This is a genomic window from Seohaeicola sp. 4SK31, from assembly GCF_028802875.1.
Lineage (GTDB): Bacteria > Pseudomonadota > Alphaproteobacteria > Rhodobacterales > Rhodobacteraceae > Seohaeicola.
The window spans coordinates 1-14,742 of record NZ_JARAMP010000046.1; the positions used below are offsets into that span (position 1 = coordinate 1).

Annotated in this window: 19 protein-coding genes; 12 read left to right on the top strand and 7 right to left on the bottom strand. The window is 57.6% G+C overall.

The window, feature by feature from the left end; genetic code table 11:
- From PVW27_RS21625 to PVW27_RS20470, 3 genes are all read right to left on the bottom strand, one after another.
- A partial coding sequence (locus tag PVW27_RS21625; RefSeq protein ID WP_443217144.1) for a patatin-like phospholipase family protein occupies positions 1–295 on the bottom strand: 295 nt, incomplete at its 3' end.
- Positions 296–660: 365 nt separating this feature from the next.
- Positions 661–1,023, bottom strand: a complete 363-nt coding sequence (locus tag PVW27_RS20465; protein ID WP_274560908.1) for a hypothetical protein — start codon at positions 1,021–1,023, stop codon at positions 661–663.
- Positions 1,024–1,442: 419 nt separating this feature from the next.
- Positions 1,443–1,724 carry a WGR domain-containing protein gene (locus tag PVW27_RS20470; RefSeq protein WP_274560910.1) on the bottom strand — a complete coding sequence of 94 codons (282 nt, stop codon included), beginning with the start codon at positions 1,722–1,724 and terminating at the stop codon, positions 1,443–1,445.
- A gap of 425 nt (positions 1,725–2,149) precedes the next feature.
- On the opposite strand from PVW27_RS20470, the gene PVW27_RS20475 reads away from it, so the two are divergent.
- Positions 2,150–2,527, top strand: coding sequence for a hypothetical protein (locus PVW27_RS20475; RefSeq protein ID WP_274560911.1), 378 nt, complete (start codon positions 2,150–2,152; stop codon positions 2,525–2,527).
- Positions 2,528–2,675: 148 nt separating this feature from the next.
- Here PVW27_RS20475 and PVW27_RS20480 read toward each other — a convergent pair whose 3' ends face one another.
- From PVW27_RS20480 to PVW27_RS20495, 4 genes are all read right to left on the bottom strand, one after another.
- Entirely contained in the window at positions 2,676–3,068 is a 393-nt protein-coding gene (locus PVW27_RS20480) for a hypothetical protein (RefSeq protein ID WP_274560913.1), read from the bottom strand.
- Positions 3,069–3,156: 88 nt separating this feature from the next.
- Complete coding sequence (locus tag PVW27_RS20485; RefSeq protein WP_274560915.1) at positions 3,157–3,513, bottom strand: hypothetical protein; 357 nt, start codon at positions 3,511–3,513, stop codon at positions 3,157–3,159.
- 248 nt (positions 3,514–3,761) lie between these two features.
- Positions 3,762–4,400: a hypothetical protein gene (locus PVW27_RS20490; protein WP_274560916.1), complete on the bottom strand. Its 639-nt coding sequence runs from the start codon at positions 4,398–4,400 to the stop codon at positions 3,762–3,764.
- 164 nt (positions 4,401–4,564) lie between these two features.
- A complete protein-coding gene (locus tag PVW27_RS20495) occupies positions 4,565–4,927 on the bottom strand; it encodes a hypothetical protein (RefSeq protein WP_274560918.1) in 363 nt (120 codons plus the stop codon).
- Between the two features lie 203 nt (positions 4,928–5,130).
- Between PVW27_RS20495 and PVW27_RS20500 the strand changes: the two genes are divergently transcribed.
- The 11 genes from PVW27_RS20500 to PVW27_RS20550 all read left to right on the top strand — a co-directional run.
- Entirely contained in the window at positions 5,131–5,799 is a 669-nt protein-coding gene (locus PVW27_RS20500) for a GntR family transcriptional regulator (RefSeq protein ID WP_432762108.1), read from the top strand.
- A 113-nt stretch (positions 5,800–5,912) separates the two neighbouring features.
- Positions 5,913–6,491 (top strand): biotin transporter BioY, encoded by a 579-nt coding sequence (locus PVW27_RS20505; protein ID WP_274560920.1) that lies wholly within the window; start codon positions 5,913–5,915, stop codon positions 6,489–6,491.
- A complete protein-coding gene (locus PVW27_RS20510; protein WP_274560921.1) occupies positions 6,488–6,913 on the top strand; it encodes a DUF1284 domain-containing protein in 426 nt (141 codons plus the stop codon). The genes PVW27_RS20505 and PVW27_RS20510 overlap by 4 nt, the downstream gene beginning before the upstream one ends.
- Before the next feature lie 79 nt (positions 6,914–6,992).
- Positions 6,993–7,310: a Dabb family protein gene (locus tag PVW27_RS20515; protein WP_274560923.1), complete on the top strand. Its 318-nt coding sequence runs from the start codon at positions 6,993–6,995 to the stop codon at positions 7,308–7,310.
- Entirely contained in the window at positions 7,297–8,502 is a 1,206-nt protein-coding gene (locus PVW27_RS20520; protein ID WP_274560925.1) for an aminodeoxychorismate synthase component I, read from the top strand. Before PVW27_RS20515 ends, PVW27_RS20520 begins: the two co-directional genes overlap by 14 nt.
- Positions 8,503–8,678: 176 nt before the next feature.
- On the top strand, positions 8,679–9,731 hold the full coding sequence (gene nadA, locus PVW27_RS20525; protein WP_274560927.1) for a quinolinate synthase NadA: 1,053 nt from the start codon (positions 8,679–8,681) through the stop codon (positions 9,729–9,731).
- Positions 9,732–9,735: 4 nt separating this feature from the next.
- Positions 9,736–11,307, top strand: coding sequence for an L-aspartate oxidase (locus PVW27_RS20530; protein ID WP_274560928.1), 1,572 nt, complete (start codon positions 9,736–9,738; stop codon positions 11,305–11,307).
- Positions 11,304–12,152, top strand: a complete 849-nt coding sequence (nadC, locus tag PVW27_RS20535) for a carboxylating nicotinate-nucleotide diphosphorylase (RefSeq protein ID WP_274560930.1) — start codon at positions 11,304–11,306, stop codon at positions 12,150–12,152. The genes PVW27_RS20530 and nadC overlap by 4 nt, the downstream gene beginning before the upstream one ends.
- A 103-nt stretch (positions 12,153–12,255) precedes the next feature.
- Positions 12,256–13,083 (top strand): 3-methyl-2-oxobutanoate hydroxymethyltransferase, encoded by an 828-nt coding sequence (gene panB / locus PVW27_RS20540; protein ID WP_274560931.1) that lies wholly within the window; start codon positions 12,256–12,258, stop codon positions 13,081–13,083.
- Positions 13,080–13,958, top strand: coding sequence for a pantoate--beta-alanine ligase (gene panC, locus PVW27_RS20545; RefSeq protein ID WP_274560932.1), 879 nt, complete (start codon positions 13,080–13,082; stop codon positions 13,956–13,958). Before panB ends, panC begins: the two co-directional genes overlap by 4 nt.
- A gap of 263 nt (positions 13,959–14,221) precedes the next feature.
- Positions 14,222–14,742 (top strand): sigma factor-like helix-turn-helix DNA-binding protein (locus tag PVW27_RS20550; RefSeq protein WP_274560934.1); only part of this gene is annotated, 521 nt, incomplete at its 3' end.

Here is a 14,742-nt window from a genome sequence, read left to right on the forward strand (position 1 = left end):
TGCTGGCCAAGCGCCCAGTTGACAGCAGCAGCGACAAGGCGTCCGTGTTATAGATTGCGTCGCATCTCAAACCGCGCCAGAGGGACGACAGGTGCTTTGTGCCCCGCTGAAAATCATTTGCCGCAACACCGATGGACGCGGCATTGATTGCGCCAACTGAAGATCCACAAACGATCTGGAATGGGGAGCGCCGTGCCCCGGTGATCTCAGCCAAAGCCCTGAGGACACCCACATGATACGCGCCGCGCGCACCACCGCCTTGAAGCACAAGCGCTGTTTTAGGGCCTTGCTCCATTGTCGCTCCCACATATGCCCTTTTGATAACGAAGATACTAAGTCGTTCAATCCCCGCTCGCCATACTGGCACCGCATTGACTACAGCCCATGATGCAAAACCCGAGAACACGCGCGCGGAGCAGCGGTGACTTGCAAATCACGTCGCCAGGCGGCTTTCCCGCCAGACAATGAAGATACCGCTCACCACGATCACGGAGGCACCGAACAGCGTCCAGAAATCCGGTGTACCAGCCCAGACAAGCCAGCGCAGCGGCGATGCCCGGATTACAACGTTATGCCTGTGGTCGCGCGGCCCGAAAACATGATCGCATTCGAGCCGCAGAACGTCTTCTTGAACTGCGATAGACCGAGTAAGTGTCGGTATCAGGCGCTCCAACCGCATATCAAGTAGCCGTGCTGATCCACCAAATCCCCTAAATCCTCAAGGATACGCAAATAGCATGGGAGAAGGTCTTCCCAGAGCATCTCCCGCGCGTCCCAGCCGTGGAACTCATAAGGCAGCGTTTCCGGCACCACATCCAGGGTCAGACCTGCTTCCTCAAGGTCATCCAGAAGCTGGTCTTCCATTCGTTCAATCATCTCTGGCGAGACCGCGAAGTCGGAATAGTTTGAGTCGATTGGCTCAGGCTCCGGCGTGCACATCAGCTCAAAAAATTCATTGTGATTGCGCAGATAGAAGACAGAGTCTTCTTCTCCTGGCACGCCGAAAAACACATCAAGTCCCATGGGTATCCCCTTCTGTGGGTGGTTGCGTACCGGAAGTGGCACGTGGAATGTAAATGGGTCTGAGTTACGGATCCCGGAACCGAGAGAACGAGATTTCCTGATCAACCGACCGATTGGGCCAATGGCTCGAGAACAGTGCGACAGGGAAACCGCGATCCCAGGCGCTGAAGAACGGTCGATCAGGCCAGCCTCGGCCCGGCGCACAGAAGTGCGGATGGATGCAATAGAAGCGTGCAGTAGTCGATGCCGGGCAATGACAAGTCGGTCTCCCAGACAGCGCGTCGGGAACAGCTCTCTATGACTGCTCAGCTTCTGAACGGCGGCGAGGGTTGAGCGGCAGAGCATTGGTCACACTCTCTACGCACGCGCAGCGATGCTTACTGACATTCAAAAGCAGTGCTTTGGGCCGCAGAACAAAGTCAGCTGTTCGAGGTCGTGGGGCCTGGGCCATAGCCTCGCTTGCGCTTGGCAGTTTCAAGCTTCAGCATCGCCGATACAGCTTCATCTTCTCCGGGGTGCCGTTCAATCAGCCACTGGCCCCGAAACCCGATCCTACCCCATTCCCGAACCAGATCGACACCTCCGAACAGGTCCGGTTGCAGGCTCATGCGATAGAAACGCCGCATGTTCTTTGTCAGATCGATCCGCTTGAGATCGATGCTCGGTGGAACCACGCCCAACCCAACGATACTATCGTTCATATTGTGTGAGGTCTGCATACTCGACACAATATCAGGTGGGGCCATAGGTTTCTAGTCGGTCGTGCCTTGGGTCCGACATGGTGATCTGCCTGTCCTACCCGATTGTGCGACAGATGATCTTGGCGCATTTCTGCCTTCGGTGGCGGTTACACCGTTGCTAGCGCCACGTGTCGTAGTTTTGCGCCGCACTCACGGGACGTGTTTGCCGGCGGCAAGCACAGAGGTCGCTCGATTGGGCCGATACGGGGTGATGACCATCCGTTCGCGTATGCAATGCCCCTTCTCGCTCATTCAGACTTTCCTCGCATGGTGCACTCACCTGAGGTGACGCAGCGTCAAGGTGTTTCGGATTTCCGGCGATCCGGGAACGTTCGCATTTCTGAATCAGCGGACGCAACCCGCTGCTCAGCAACCAGGAGGACCACGTGTTCACACTTTGGACGTTCCACATTCCCACATATCCCGCACCGGATGACTGCTTTCTCGACCTCATCATTGATGCCCTTGAGGAAAAGGGCCGTCTGCCCGATAGAACGCCCGATGCAGGCTTGGGCTGCCACCACCTGAGGGAGAACCTGAAACATCTGACCGTCGAGAAGGTCGCCCATGGATGGGTTGTGAATATCATCTTCAACAAGAAGTGCCTTGATGGGCGGCATGACACCATGTCGTCATCCGCTTTGACACCTTTTGCGACTGCCGCCGCTGCCCTGCAATATGGAGCATCCACGGTCTGCGAGATCATCACGGGTTCCGCCGAACTACCGTTCGAAGTGGTGGGCGATATAATGGTGATGGTGTGACAGCACCACCGGATACGAAGGCCCTATGCTCATGCAAGGTCAATCTTGCGATATGTGCAGCGCACGGGAACTTGATTGATGCGCCGACATCGCAGTGCGCCAGTTGGAAGGTGTACACCGGCGGGCAGAAAGCTCGCCGGTGTACTGATCAGGCTGCCAGGCTCGCTGGAACTGAAGGCAGAACTTGGTTCGGATCCCAAGCGGCAGCAACCGCAACCACAAAGTAAAACAGAAAGGCCTCCGCTTGAGCTCTGGTGGCGAACGGTTGTCCTGTGCCTTTGTCGAGGACGACTGAGCAACCGTCTGGCGCGTCTCGCAGCACGATGTCGGCATTCCAGCCACCGTGAACCGGATACACAAGCACGGCCAGGATATTGTCTGGGCACCAGTGTGGCAGACCATGTCGCAGCGCTGTGGATTCGGCGGTGAATGTCGAAGGAAAAACCAATGCATGGTCACTCCGCGACGCGGTTTCCTGGAGGCGCCGCAATCGCTGCAAACCTTCGATAAACTGTTCATCCGTATAGTCAGGAGCGGTCATAAGAGTATTGTCCTTGGTTTCTTGGCTTTCTCACACGCTTTGACAACGCACCGGGCGCTGCCAAAGCGGTGGCGGCAATGGAGCAGTTTTAGACCTCTGAGGGGGTCGGATCTTGCGCGACTGCAAGGAGCCGGGCCAAGATCATCATACCTGCCGCAAAGGCCTGGTCGTATGTGGGAAAGGGGAGACCTTCGGGCGTGCCAAGAACGTCTGGAGAACCGTTCGGTACGGTCCGCAGCAACACGTCTGCTACCCAACCGCCGTTGCGCGCGGTCACGACAAAAGCCTTGTAGTTCTGTGGTCCGTAGTACTTCCACCTGTCGTCGAGACAAGCTCCAAAGGGCGGTTGGCCAGTCAGGCCATGTTTCTTCATAAAAGCGAGCACTTGCGCGAGTGCGACCTCACCGTCAGCGATTTCGGTCGGAGTATAGCGGTCCAGAACCATCAGGTTTTCCTTCTGGGTTGCGTCAGTTTTACTGATCAGGGGATTGAATGAGATCGAGATTTTTTCGCGTGTTTTTTAAGGCCACGCTATTTTTTTCCCTGCCTCGTAACGAAGGCAGGGAAAAAAATAGCGTGGCCTTTCTCCAAGCAGGTGTTACCTACAAGAAAACAAACCTATAAATATGGTGAAGACGCTTTGAGGTACAAAGACATGTCAGCGAAGCCTACAATCGCTGACTGAAGACACCTTCAGGCGCTTTCCCGCGCCGGCTCAAGATCATCCTCAGATATGACCCCGGTGTCTGGCTCTGGGACGAGGCCAAGGATCACGTCATAGCTGGAAGCTTTCCAGAAATGCTGGCAATAGAGGTCGACGATCTTGCCAATAGAATGCTTCATCCGATGTCTGCTCAGCCTCTTGCGCGCATCGTTATTATTGGCTTCAACGAAGTATGGGTTGAGCAACACGGCCCGTAATTTGGGGTCACCAGCGCGCGCGGCACTGACCAGATCGCTCAGAAAGCCCAGCTGTTCGCAAGTGCGCGTCCTGCGGTATCGCTCGGTGTAAAAAATCATCCGTTCGAAAAGCTCAAGATTGGTGCGGCGTTTGGATCTGCTATTGCGAGAATTCACCGCATTCTGAGCGCGTGCCTTTCGCTGACCGAACAGGCTCCGGCATCCTGCTTTGCAAAACTTCTGATCGCGGCGGCGCTTGGTGAAGCTGACCTCGCAATATGGGCAAGTTGCCTGCATGCTCTTCTCGTCATTTTCTGTTTGGCTTTGGGGCCGACTCAACAGCTTGCCTGGTGGCTGATTGTTGCGAAAATGAGTTGAGGATTTGACAATGTCGTGGCGCGTTGGAATTTGCACACAGCCAGCCAAAGTCATACGTAGCGAGACACATCCAGTGAACTGAAAACCGCCAGACCCGGGTGATCCGGGCTGGCGGTGAACGAAAAGTCGCTGCGACTTGCGCAATTTTTCAACAGCAAAAAGTGGAACTATTAGGCAAATTCCTCTTCTGCGGTTGCCTGGCTGTCTTTGTCTTGGCGTCAGACGCTCCAACTACAAACCAAGTGACCATGCTGACGTATCAAAACCCTCAAATCCTTCATGATGCAGAGATAGCTTGGCAGAAAGTCCTTCCATGGAGTGTCGCGCGCATCCCGATCTTCGAAATCGTCCGATAGCGTCTGGGGTATTGAATCTAGAGAAAGTCCAGCTGCATGGAACTCGGCCAGCATGCGCTTTTCCATGCGGTCAATCATCGGCAGCGAGACTTTGAAATCCGAGTAGTTTGGGTAAATTGGCTCGGGCTCAGGCGTGCACATCAACTCGAAGAATTTGCTGTGATTGCGCAGGTATAAGATATGCTCGTCCCTGCCTTGCACCCCAATATAGACATCAAGCCCCATGAAATGTTCTCCTTTGCTGATTGTGGCGGGCCGGAATTGGCTCATACAAAGGACATAACTCTGAACCGAGAGACACGGAAACCGATGCGCTGCGTTTTCTTCGACGGGCCGTGTGTTGTTGCTCTCGCCCAACAGGTGCATATGCCGAGTTGGCCTGAACCCCATTGCCGGATATCGACAGCGTGGATCAGGCCAACTATCTTCTGACCATGAGCAGTCCCGAACCCCGCGCCGCGCAAATCGCCCAAGCACTCGCCGACCGAATTGTTTCAGGTCAGCTGGAGCCAGGCGCCCGCTTGCGGCAAGATCATATCGCAGATGAATTCGGGACAAGCCATGTCCCCGTGCGTGAGGCCTTTCGTCGTCTTGAGGCTCAAGGACTTGCGGTGAGCGAACCGCGGCGGGGCGTCCGCGTGGCATCATTCAACCTCGCGCAAGTGCGTGAAGTCGCTGAAATGCGCGCAGCGCTCGAAGGGCTGGCCTTGCGCCATGCGGCACCGCATCTGACCAGCGCCATCCTCAACGCTGCGGAAGACATTATCCGTGAGGGAGAAGCCGCAAAGGACATTCAGGCTTGGGAGAACGCGAATTGCCGGTTTCACAAGCTAATCCTGGAACCATGCGCCATGCCTCGCCTATTGGCAACGATCGATGATCTGCACATGGCGAGCGCGAGATTTCTGTTCATTGCGTGGCGTCCCGACTGGGAAGCCGGAACGGACACCGACCACCGCGCGATCCTGTCAGCCTTGCGCCAGGGCGAAATAACCCAAGCGATCTCGATCCTGTCGCGACATGTCCAACGCATAGGCACAACCACGCGAAAGACCGCCTCGGGAGCAACACGTGACGCCTTTGCGATCGTAGGCTAGTTGACCTTAAGTAAATCACGCCTTGAACAGATGGAAGGATTGTGACTTCTTCATAGATGGATTCGCAGAATTATAGATAGTTTTTGCGGATCATATCAGAAAGGAGCTTCAATGTGACCCAGACCACCCCTTCACTTCGTCGTCCCGACGCCCTGCTGGACCTCGATAGCCGCTCAGGTACCATCAAGCTGGCTGCCGTGTTTCTTGGCACGATCGCCCTCACCCTATCATCCTATATCACTGTTCCGATGTACCCTGTGCCGATGACCATGCAGTCCTTTGCCATCCTCATGGTGGCAGCGCTCTACGGATGGCGACTGGGAACCTTGACCGTCCTGACCTGGCTCGGCGAAGCTGCAATCGGATTGCCAGTACTTGCAGGTGGTGCCGGTGGGATTGCTGTATTTGCCGGCCCGACGGCGGGCTACATTCTATCGTGGCCGCTGATAACCGCCTTGGTGGGGTGGTTGGTCGGCCGTGGCTGGAACGGCCACCACCCGGTCCTCGCCTGCATCGCCATGATGATTGCCAGCGCCATCTGCCTCGCGATGGGCGCAATATGGCTTGCAGGGTTCATTGGGCTGGAGAAAGCAATCGCCGCAGGAGTTATTCCGTTCATTCTTGGTGACGCGTCGAAATCCTTGCTGGCCGTGATGGTCCTGATCCTCATCGCCCGCAAAGGCAGGATATGAGCGTAAAGCTGCGCCCGCATCACCTCCTCTGCATTCTAACCTATGTGGGCAAAGGCTACAGTCCCGCGTTCGTCGCCAACTACGATGCTGTTGCCGCGCGGATCTCGAGTGGTGAGGACATTGTCCTCACCACTGGCCCTGACGATATCTGCGCCGCTCTACTGAAGGAGGGCGACCCACATTGCGTTAACGACAGCGTTGCAACACGAGACAATCTCGCGGCAGATACCTTGTCGCAACTCCTTGATCGAGAGATACGGACCGGAGACGAGTTCCACATCGATGCCCGCTCCTTCAGTCAATTGCGTGACGCTTTCAGAGCAGGATACTTCGCAAAGGCCTGTAGCGGTTGCGCCTGGGTGTCGCTCTGCAGAACAATCGCCGATGATCGCTTTGCAGGCACTCGCGTCCAGATCGGGTGATGCAACTCACAGTGCTAAAGCCCGCACACGGCGAGCTTGGTCCCGTGCCTTCTACAATCTCAACAGTTGGAAATAATACATGATCCGCCACATCGTCTTCTTCACCGCCAAGCATGATGGCAATATCGAGTCTGTCCGGAAAGGGTTGCAAATCCTCACCGGCATCCCGCATGCGAAACGCCTTGAGATCGCGCTGAACCGCAAGTCGGATCCGGCCAGCAAGGAAGTCGATGTGGTGGTTTACGGAGAGTTCGCGGATGATGATGCCCTTGCGGCTTACAAAGCGCACGAACTCTATGCTGAATCCATCCGTCGCGTGAAACCATTGCGTGAGATAAGGCTGGCGGCAGATTTCGACACATCACAAGCCTTCTCCAGCGCCGATGCAGAAAGCTGAAACCCCACCCGACGCGAGACACGCGCATCAGGATGAAGCTTACATCCTGGTGCGGGATGACATTGCAGGACGTGAGCTGAAGTTCACGGCGCCGCGCAATGTCATCCGCGCAGACAAAGCTGAGGAGGTCAGCGAGGCAATGGCATGCATGGAGCAGGCGCAGGCCGCCGGCAAGTGGTGTGCGGGCTATCTTTCCTACGAGGCAGGTTATGCGCTGGAGCCGAAACTGACCGATCACATGCCCGATGGACGCCGCCTTCCGCTGGTTTTGATAGGGGTCTTCGACTCGCCCGAAGAACGACCGATTGCTCTGCACCGAGACGCTACCTCGTCTCTTTCAGAATTCAAGCCGACTTGGTCCTTCGAAGACTATGCCCCGCGTTTCGCACGCGTTCACCAGCATCTACGCCAGGGTGATTGCTATCAGGCAAACCTGACATTCCCGATCCTCGCTCGCTGGCAGGGTGACCCAGTGGCATTGTTCGACGAGATGACGGAACGACAACCGGTGCGGTATGGATGTCTCGTCAATCTGGGAGGCCCCGTCATCCTGTCGCGCTCACCTGAGCTCTTTTTCGACGTGGACGAGGACGGCTGGATCGAAACCCATCCGATGAAAGGCACCATCAGACGTGGAGCCACACCCGAAGAGGATGCCCGCCTTGCCGAAACCCTAAAGCAAGACGAGAAGAACCGGGCGGAGAACCTGATGATCGTCGATCTCCTGCGCAACGACATTTCGCGCATTTGCGAGCTGGGATCACTGCATGTACCGGAGCTCTTCCGGGTCGAAAGCTATCCAACGGTCCATCAACTGGTCAGCCGTGTCAGGGCACGACTGAGACCGGGAACGACGGTCACTGAAATCATCGCGGCCTTGTTCCCCTGCGGATCAATCACCGGCGCGCCGAAGATCCAGGCGATGCGGATCCTCCGCGCACTCGAAGAGCAACCGCGCGACATCTACTGTGGAATGATCGGCTACACCGCTCCGTCGGGACGCATGCGGTTCAACGTAGCGATCAGAACATTGACGCTGCACAAGACCGGTGAAGCGGTTCTCAATGTCGGAGGCGGTATCGTCTACGATTCCAAGCTCCGCGATGAATACGAGGAATGCTTGCTGAAAGCGCGCTTCGCCACCGGTTGCGCTCCGCACCGCGTTGAAGAAACAGGGCGGGCGTTCGTGTGACCACTGCGTCACCCAATGGCCACCACCAGTGGAGTGTTAGCGTATTTCATTGATTTAATGTGCAGATATTGGCTTGCCCTTACGTCAACTGACCCATAGAACCTGAGAAGCCAGTGCTGCCTGCACCCGCTCTCACCGTCTCCGGCGGTTAGAAACAGATTGAGGAATCCCCCGTTTTGCTCGACCAAATCGCTCTGCGCGCCGAACTCGCCGAAGCCTATGATCTTGCGCCATCCATAGAGATTGCTGCTGCAAACGCGCATCTCTATGCCGGTATGAGACGCGTTGTTTCTCCGCCAGACTGGGCAATCTACGCCCCATATGTCGTCGCTATCAACAGGCTCAAGAAGGAGCGGAACGCGGTCATCCTGGCGCATAATTACATGACACCGGAAATCTACCACGGCGTCGCCGATGTTGTGGGCGACAGTCTGCAATTGGCGATCGAGGCCACAAAAGTCGAGGCTGAAGTCATCGTTCAATGCGGTGTGCATTTCATGGCCGAGACATCGAAGATCCTGAATCCGAGCAAGACAGTACTGATCCCGGACATGGATGCAGGCTGCTCGCTGGCCGAAAGCATCACTTCTGAGGGAATTGCCGAGATGCGCGCGCGCTATCCAGGCGCGCCCGTTGTCACCTATGTCAATACATCAGCAGAGGTGAAGGCGGCCTCCGACATTTGTTGTACCTCTTCCAACGCGGCGCAAATCGTCGCCGCTCAGGAGAGCGACACCGTCATCATGACGCCTGACAAGTATCTGGCGCAGAATGTTGCGCGGCAGGTGCCAGAAAAGACAATCGTGTGGTGGGATGGGTCATGCATCGTGCATGAACGTTTCACCGCGCAGGATCTGCGGGATTTCCGCAGCTACAATCCGGACACACGGATCATCGCCCACCCCGAATGCCCGCCTGACGTCGTGGCGGAGGCTGATTTCTCCGGCTCCACCAGCGGCATCATCGACTATGTCGAACGTGAGCGTCCCACAAAGGCGATGCTTGTTACAGAATGCTCCATGGCCTCGAACATCGCCGACAAGCTACCCGAGATCGAGTTCGTCGGGCCCTGTAATATGTGCCCCTATATGAAAAAGATCACGCTGGAGAAGATCCTGTGGACGCTGCACAGCATGCAGGGTGCTGTAGAAGTCGACCCTTCCGTGGCGGCCAAAGCCCGTCTGGCTGTGCAACGCATGATCGATCTCTCAAGTCGTCCGGCTGGCTGACCCAATGATCCGGATCGACACGCCGCGCGTCATTGTCGTGGGCGCTGGGTTGGCAGCCCAGTACGCCGCCCTGAAACTCGCGCCTTATCCTGTGCTAATGATCTCCCCGGAGCGTTTGGGCGAAGGTGCATCCTCTGGATGGGCGCAGGGCGGTGTCGCGGCCGCAATGGATCCGAGAGATAGTGCCGGCGCGCACGCTCTGGATACGATCCGGGCTGGAGCAGGAACCGTCGATCCGCAAGTCGCTCGAATGGTTACGGAGGAGGCCCGCAGCCACATCCTCGAACTGAGCGGATTGGGTGCACCCTTCGACCGAGCAAGCGACGGTGGATATGTACTGTCTCGGGAAGCCGCGCATAGCTTCGCCCGCGTCGTGCGGGTCTGTGGTGATCAGGCCGGAGCCGGGATCATGCGCACACTGTCTGCCCGCGTTCGGGAGGCAGATCATATCCAGGTGCTGGAAGATGTCATCGCAACAGCCCTCCGCGTCCAGAACGGTGTCGTGGTCGGCGTCGAGATCGCCCGATGCTCCGCTGGTCCGACGCAGAGCGTTTTCCTCCGAGGGGCAGCCGTTCTCTTGGCCGGTGGCGGCTCGGGCGGCCTATACACTTTGACCACCAACCCGCCCCGTATCCGGGGAGAGGTTATCGGCATGGCCGCGCGTGCAGGTGCGGTGATTGCCGATGCGGAATTTGTGCAGTTCCACCCGACGGCTATTGCTACTGGTGGCGATCCCGCTCCCCTGGCAACCGAAGCACTGCGCGGCCTGGGTGCGACCCTTGTGAACTGTCACGGTGAACGCTTCATGCTCAATGTCCACCCGGATGCTGAGCTGGCTCCGCGCGACATCGTTGCACGCGCCGTCTACGCGCAAACGCAGGAAGGACTTGCCCCTGCATTGGACACGCGTCAGGTCCTTGGCTCGAAGATCTCTGCGGCGTTTCCCGCCGTTGCGGCGGCCTGTCGGCAAGCCGGCTTCGATCCTGCAACACACCCAATTCCTATCGCCGCAGCCGCTCACTACCACATGGGCGGCATCGCAACAGATCCGATGGGGCAAACATCCCTCGCAGGGCTCTGGGCCTGTGGTGAGGTTGCCTCAACAGGATTGCACGGGGCCAACCGCCTCGCGTCAAACGGGCTTCTGGAAGCACTTGTCTATGGAAATAGCAGTGCACACAGTATCGCCAGTGCTCTTGGCCCGTGTCGAAAGACGCCGCCCGACGTTACCTTGCCCGATCTTGTACCTGCAGAGCGTCCCGCTCCCAACCTGGTAGAGCGCCTACGCAAAAGCATGACGGACGGGGCAGGTGTCGTTCGGAACGCGCGCGGTCTCCAAAAAACACTGGATGAGATCAGACAGATCGAAGCGACGCAGCCCGATTGCGCCCCTCTTCGCAACATGACAGCCACCGCGACAGTGATCGTCACTGCTGCCCTCAATCGCCGCGAGAGCCGAGGCGCGCATTTCCGTTCAGACTATCCAAAGACGGACGATGCCATGGGTAGGCGTTCGTTTCTGACTTTGAACGAGGCGCGAACCCTTCGACCTTCATCCCCATTGGAGACAACATGACTCAAGCCCCCCTGCCCGACCTGATCCTTGAGCCGATGGTCCGTTCCGCACTGATGGAGGATCTCGGTAGCTACGGTGATATCACCACCCGTACGGTGATACCCGCAGATACAAACATCACTGCCAGTTTGAATGCTCGCGAGGCCGGAGTTGTGTCCGGGTTGCAGGTTGCTGCCCTTGCCTTTCGTCTTGTCGATCCGGACCTGAAAATTACGATCTATATTGGCGATGGTGAGCAAATCACTGCCGGTGATCTTCTGATGGAGATCAATGGCAGCGCAGCGTCGATCCTCAGCGCCGAGCGGGTCGCCCTGAATTTTGCAGGGCGGTTGTCCGGGATCGCAACGCTAACGGCCCGTTTTGTTCGTGAAACCGTCGGGACTGCGGCGCGCATCACCTGCACGCGCAAGACCACCCCCGGCCTTCGCCTGGTTGAAAAACAGGCCGTGATCCACGGCGGCGGTTTCAACCACCGCTTCTCTCTATCCGATGCGATCTTGATCAAAGACAACCACATCGCCGCGGCGGGCGGAATTCGGCCGGTACTCGCGGCCGTGAAAGCACGTGCCTCCCACATGATCCGAACAGAGATCGAGGTGGATAGGTTGGAGCAATTAGCTGAAGTGCTCAATGAGGGCGGTGCAGACGTGGTGCTGCTGGACAACATGGATACGCCCACGTTGAACGAAGCTGTGACGATGAATGCCGGCCGCCTTGTGCTGGAAGCTTCCGGCAACATGGGTTTGAACCGCGTGGCGGAGGTCGCCGCCACGGGCGTTGATTACATCTCCTCCGGAGCATTGACCCATTCTGCACCGACGCTCGACCTCGGACTGGACATCTGATCCGCGGTCACCGCTTTCCTCCACGAAATAAAATTATGCTGCACTTGCGAAGCAGAGCGTCAGACGCTAGCAAGTTGCCGTGGCGTCAACTTGAGGGATCACAATGAGTCAGTCAGCCCCGGTCAAATCGCTGACCGCCACCGCCATTCGCGCCCGAAAAGGCGCTGAGCCATTGGTCTGCCTGACCGCCTACACAACGCCAGTTGCCAAGCTTGCGGATGAGCACTGTGACCTCGTCTTGGTCGGCGACAGTGTCGGGATGGTGCTGCACGGCCTGCCGTCGACACTCAATGTCACCATGGAAATGATGATCATGCACGGCCAGGCTGTGGCCCGCGGTCTGGACCGGGCACTGATGGTCATCGATATGCCGTTCGGGAGCTACGAGGAGTCCGCCGCTCAAGCGTTTCGCAATGCCGCGCGGCTCATGGCCGAAACCGGCGCTGGCGCAGTGAAGCTGGAAGGTGGTCAGCATATGGCCGAAACGATCCGCTTCCTCGTGGACCGGGGTGTCCCCGTGATGGCGCATATCGGCCTGACCCCGCAGGCAGTCAACGCGATCGGCGGCTACAAGGTCCAAGGTCGTGGCGAAGATGGTGAGCGGATCCGAGCGGATGCACATGCTGTTGCCGATGCAGGGGCCTTCTCGGTCGTTCTTGAAAAGATACCGGCTGAGCTTGCCGACCAGATTACGGCAGAGATCGCAGTTCCCACGGTTGGCATCGGCGCGTCGGTATGTTGCGACGGCCAGATCCTTGTGATCGACGACATGCTGGGCCTCTTCGACACTTTCAAGCCGAAGTTTGTCAAACGCTACGCGCATCTCGCCGCCGATGCCGCCGGGGCCATCCAAGCCTATGCCGAAGAGGTGCGTAGCCGTCGCTTCCCCGCACCCGAGCATGTCTTTTCTCAAGAGGAACCAGGCAAATGAAGATCATCCGCACCAAGGCCGAGTTGCGCGCCCTTACTGAAACCTGGCGACGCGCCGGCGAGACTATCGGTGTGGTGCCCACAATGGGCGCATTGCATGCTGGGCATCTCAGCCTGGTCGAGGCCGCTTGCTCCGCAACCGACCGAGTGATCGTCACGCTCTTTGTGAACCCGAAGCAATTCAACAACCCCGAAGATCTCGCAAACTATCCACGGACTGAAGAGAGTGACGCGGAGAAGCTGAAGCCATTTGGCGCCGACGTTCTCTATGTTCCCGATGGGGCGCAGATGTATCCTGACGGCTTTGCCACGACAATCTCTGTGACAGGTGTCAGCGAAGGTCTCTGTGGAGCCGCCCGACCTGGCCATTTCGACGGCGTGGCGACGGTAGTAGCCAAGCTGCTTCTGCAAACCGACGCGGACCAAGCCTTCTTTGGGGAAAAGGATTACCAGCAACTTCAGGTCGTGCGTCGCCTGGCAGCAGACCTCGACCTTAAATCAAGGATCGTTGGTTGTCCGACGATACGGGAAGAGGACGGGCTCGCCATGTCCTCGCGCAACCTCCGCTTGGGGAAACATGCACGTTCAACTGCTCCAGTTATCCGCGAGGCATTGTTCCGAGCAGCAGAGTCGATTTCTGACGGGACGCCTGTCGACATCGCGCTTGCAAGCGCGCGGTCCCATTTGAACGAGAACGGTCTACGAGAGATCGACTATCTCGAACTCAGGGGCGATCCTGATCTCGAAATCCTTGACACAGCTGACAGACCAGCCCGCCTGTTTGTTGCGGTTTGGCTCGACGGTGTCCGACTTATCGACAACCTTCCGGTGCAGGCAACGAGCGATGCAGAGGGACTTCTTGAAAGGGTAGGTTGAGCTCACCTGATTGGTTGCCAATCGGCTGAAGACAAAAACTGACAGCGTTATGTATGGAACTTTTGCTCATTTAGCGCGCGCATTAGCCAGGTTGCGCGTTTCGCGTGATGGCGGGCACTGATTTCAGCTGATCGTGGGCAGTGATTTCACGGGAAGGCGGGCACCTGTTTCACGCGATCGCGGGCAGTGATTTCACGCGATCATGGGCAGGACTGGCCAACGAACTGCAGTTACTCCGCCTTCTGAAGAACAGGAGGATCGGAATGCCGACAGGACGTTTGACCATGCGCCGTATTCGGGACGTATTGAGACTGAGATTTGCCCAAGGGCTGAGCGAGCGTGCGATCGCTGCGTCTCTGGGGCTTGGGAAAGGAAGTGTTGGGACCTATCTGCGCCGCGCGCGCGATGCCGGTTTGGCGTGGCCGCTGCCGGAGGGTCTGGATGACGACAGCCTTGAGCTGCTGTTGTTTCCAAACGCCTCGGATGTCTCCGATCCGGAGCGCCCGGTCCCGGATTGGGCGGCGATCGACAAAGAGCTGCGCCGGCGCAACGTGACCCGCATGCTGCTGTGGCAGGAGTATCGTGCGCAGCACCCCCATGGTTTTGGTTACACCTGGTTTTGCACCCATTTTGAGGCGTGGAAGGGGCGCGTCCGGCCGAGCATGCGGCAAACGCATGTCGGCGGCGAAAAGGTATTTATCGATTTTGCGGGTGACACGGTCGACATTATCGATCCTGCCACGGGTGAGGTCAGCGAAGCCAAGCTGTTTGTCGCGGCGATGGG

What these genes read in the sequence shown, in the direction of transcription:
- PVW27_RS20465 (WP_274560908.1), bottom strand. Translation starts at nt 1,023, where the DNA reads ATGGGACTTGATGTGTTTTTCGGCGTGCCAGGAGAAGAAGACTCTGTC.
- PVW27_RS20470 (WP_274560910.1), bottom strand. Translation starts at nt 1,724, where the DNA reads ATGAACGATAGTATCGTTGGGTTGGGCGTGGTTCCACCGAGCATCGAT.
- PVW27_RS20480 (WP_274560913.1), bottom strand. Translation starts at nt 3,068, where the DNA reads ATGACCGCTCCTGACTATACGGATGAACAGTTTATCGAAGGTTTGCAG.
- PVW27_RS20485 (WP_274560915.1), bottom strand. Translation starts at nt 3,513, where the DNA reads ATGGTTCTGGACCGCTATACTCCGACCGAAATCGCTGACGGTGAGGTC.
- PVW27_RS20490 (WP_274560916.1), bottom strand. Translation starts at nt 4,400, where the DNA reads ATGACTTTGGCTGGCTGTGTGCAAATTCCAACGCGCCACGACATTGTC.
- PVW27_RS20495 (WP_274560918.1), bottom strand. Translation starts at nt 4,927, where the DNA reads ATGGGGCTTGATGTCTATATTGGGGTGCAAGGCAGGGACGAGCATATC.
- PVW27_RS20510 (WP_274560921.1), top strand. Translation starts at nt 6,488, where the DNA reads ATGAGCGTAAAGCTGCGCCCGCATCACCTCCTCTGCATTCTAACCTAT.
- PVW27_RS20515 (WP_274560923.1), top strand. Translation starts at nt 6,993, where the DNA reads ATGATCCGCCACATCGTCTTCTTCACCGCCAAGCATGATGGCAATATC.
- PVW27_RS20520 (WP_274560925.1), top strand. Translation starts at nt 7,297, where the DNA reads ATGCAGAAAGCTGAAACCCCACCCGACGCGAGACACGCGCATCAGGAT.
- PVW27_RS20530 (WP_274560928.1), top strand. Translation starts at nt 9,736, where the DNA reads ATGATCCGGATCGACACGCCGCGCGTCATTGTCGTGGGCGCTGGGTTG.
- nadC (WP_274560930.1), top strand. Translation starts at nt 11,304, where the DNA reads ATGACTCAAGCCCCCCTGCCCGACCTGATCCTTGAGCCGATGGTCCGT.
- panB (WP_274560931.1), top strand. Translation starts at nt 12,256, where the DNA reads ATGAGTCAGTCAGCCCCGGTCAAATCGCTGACCGCCACCGCCATTCGC.
- panC (WP_274560932.1), top strand. Translation starts at nt 13,080, where the DNA reads ATGAAGATCATCCGCACCAAGGCCGAGTTGCGCGCCCTTACTGAAACC.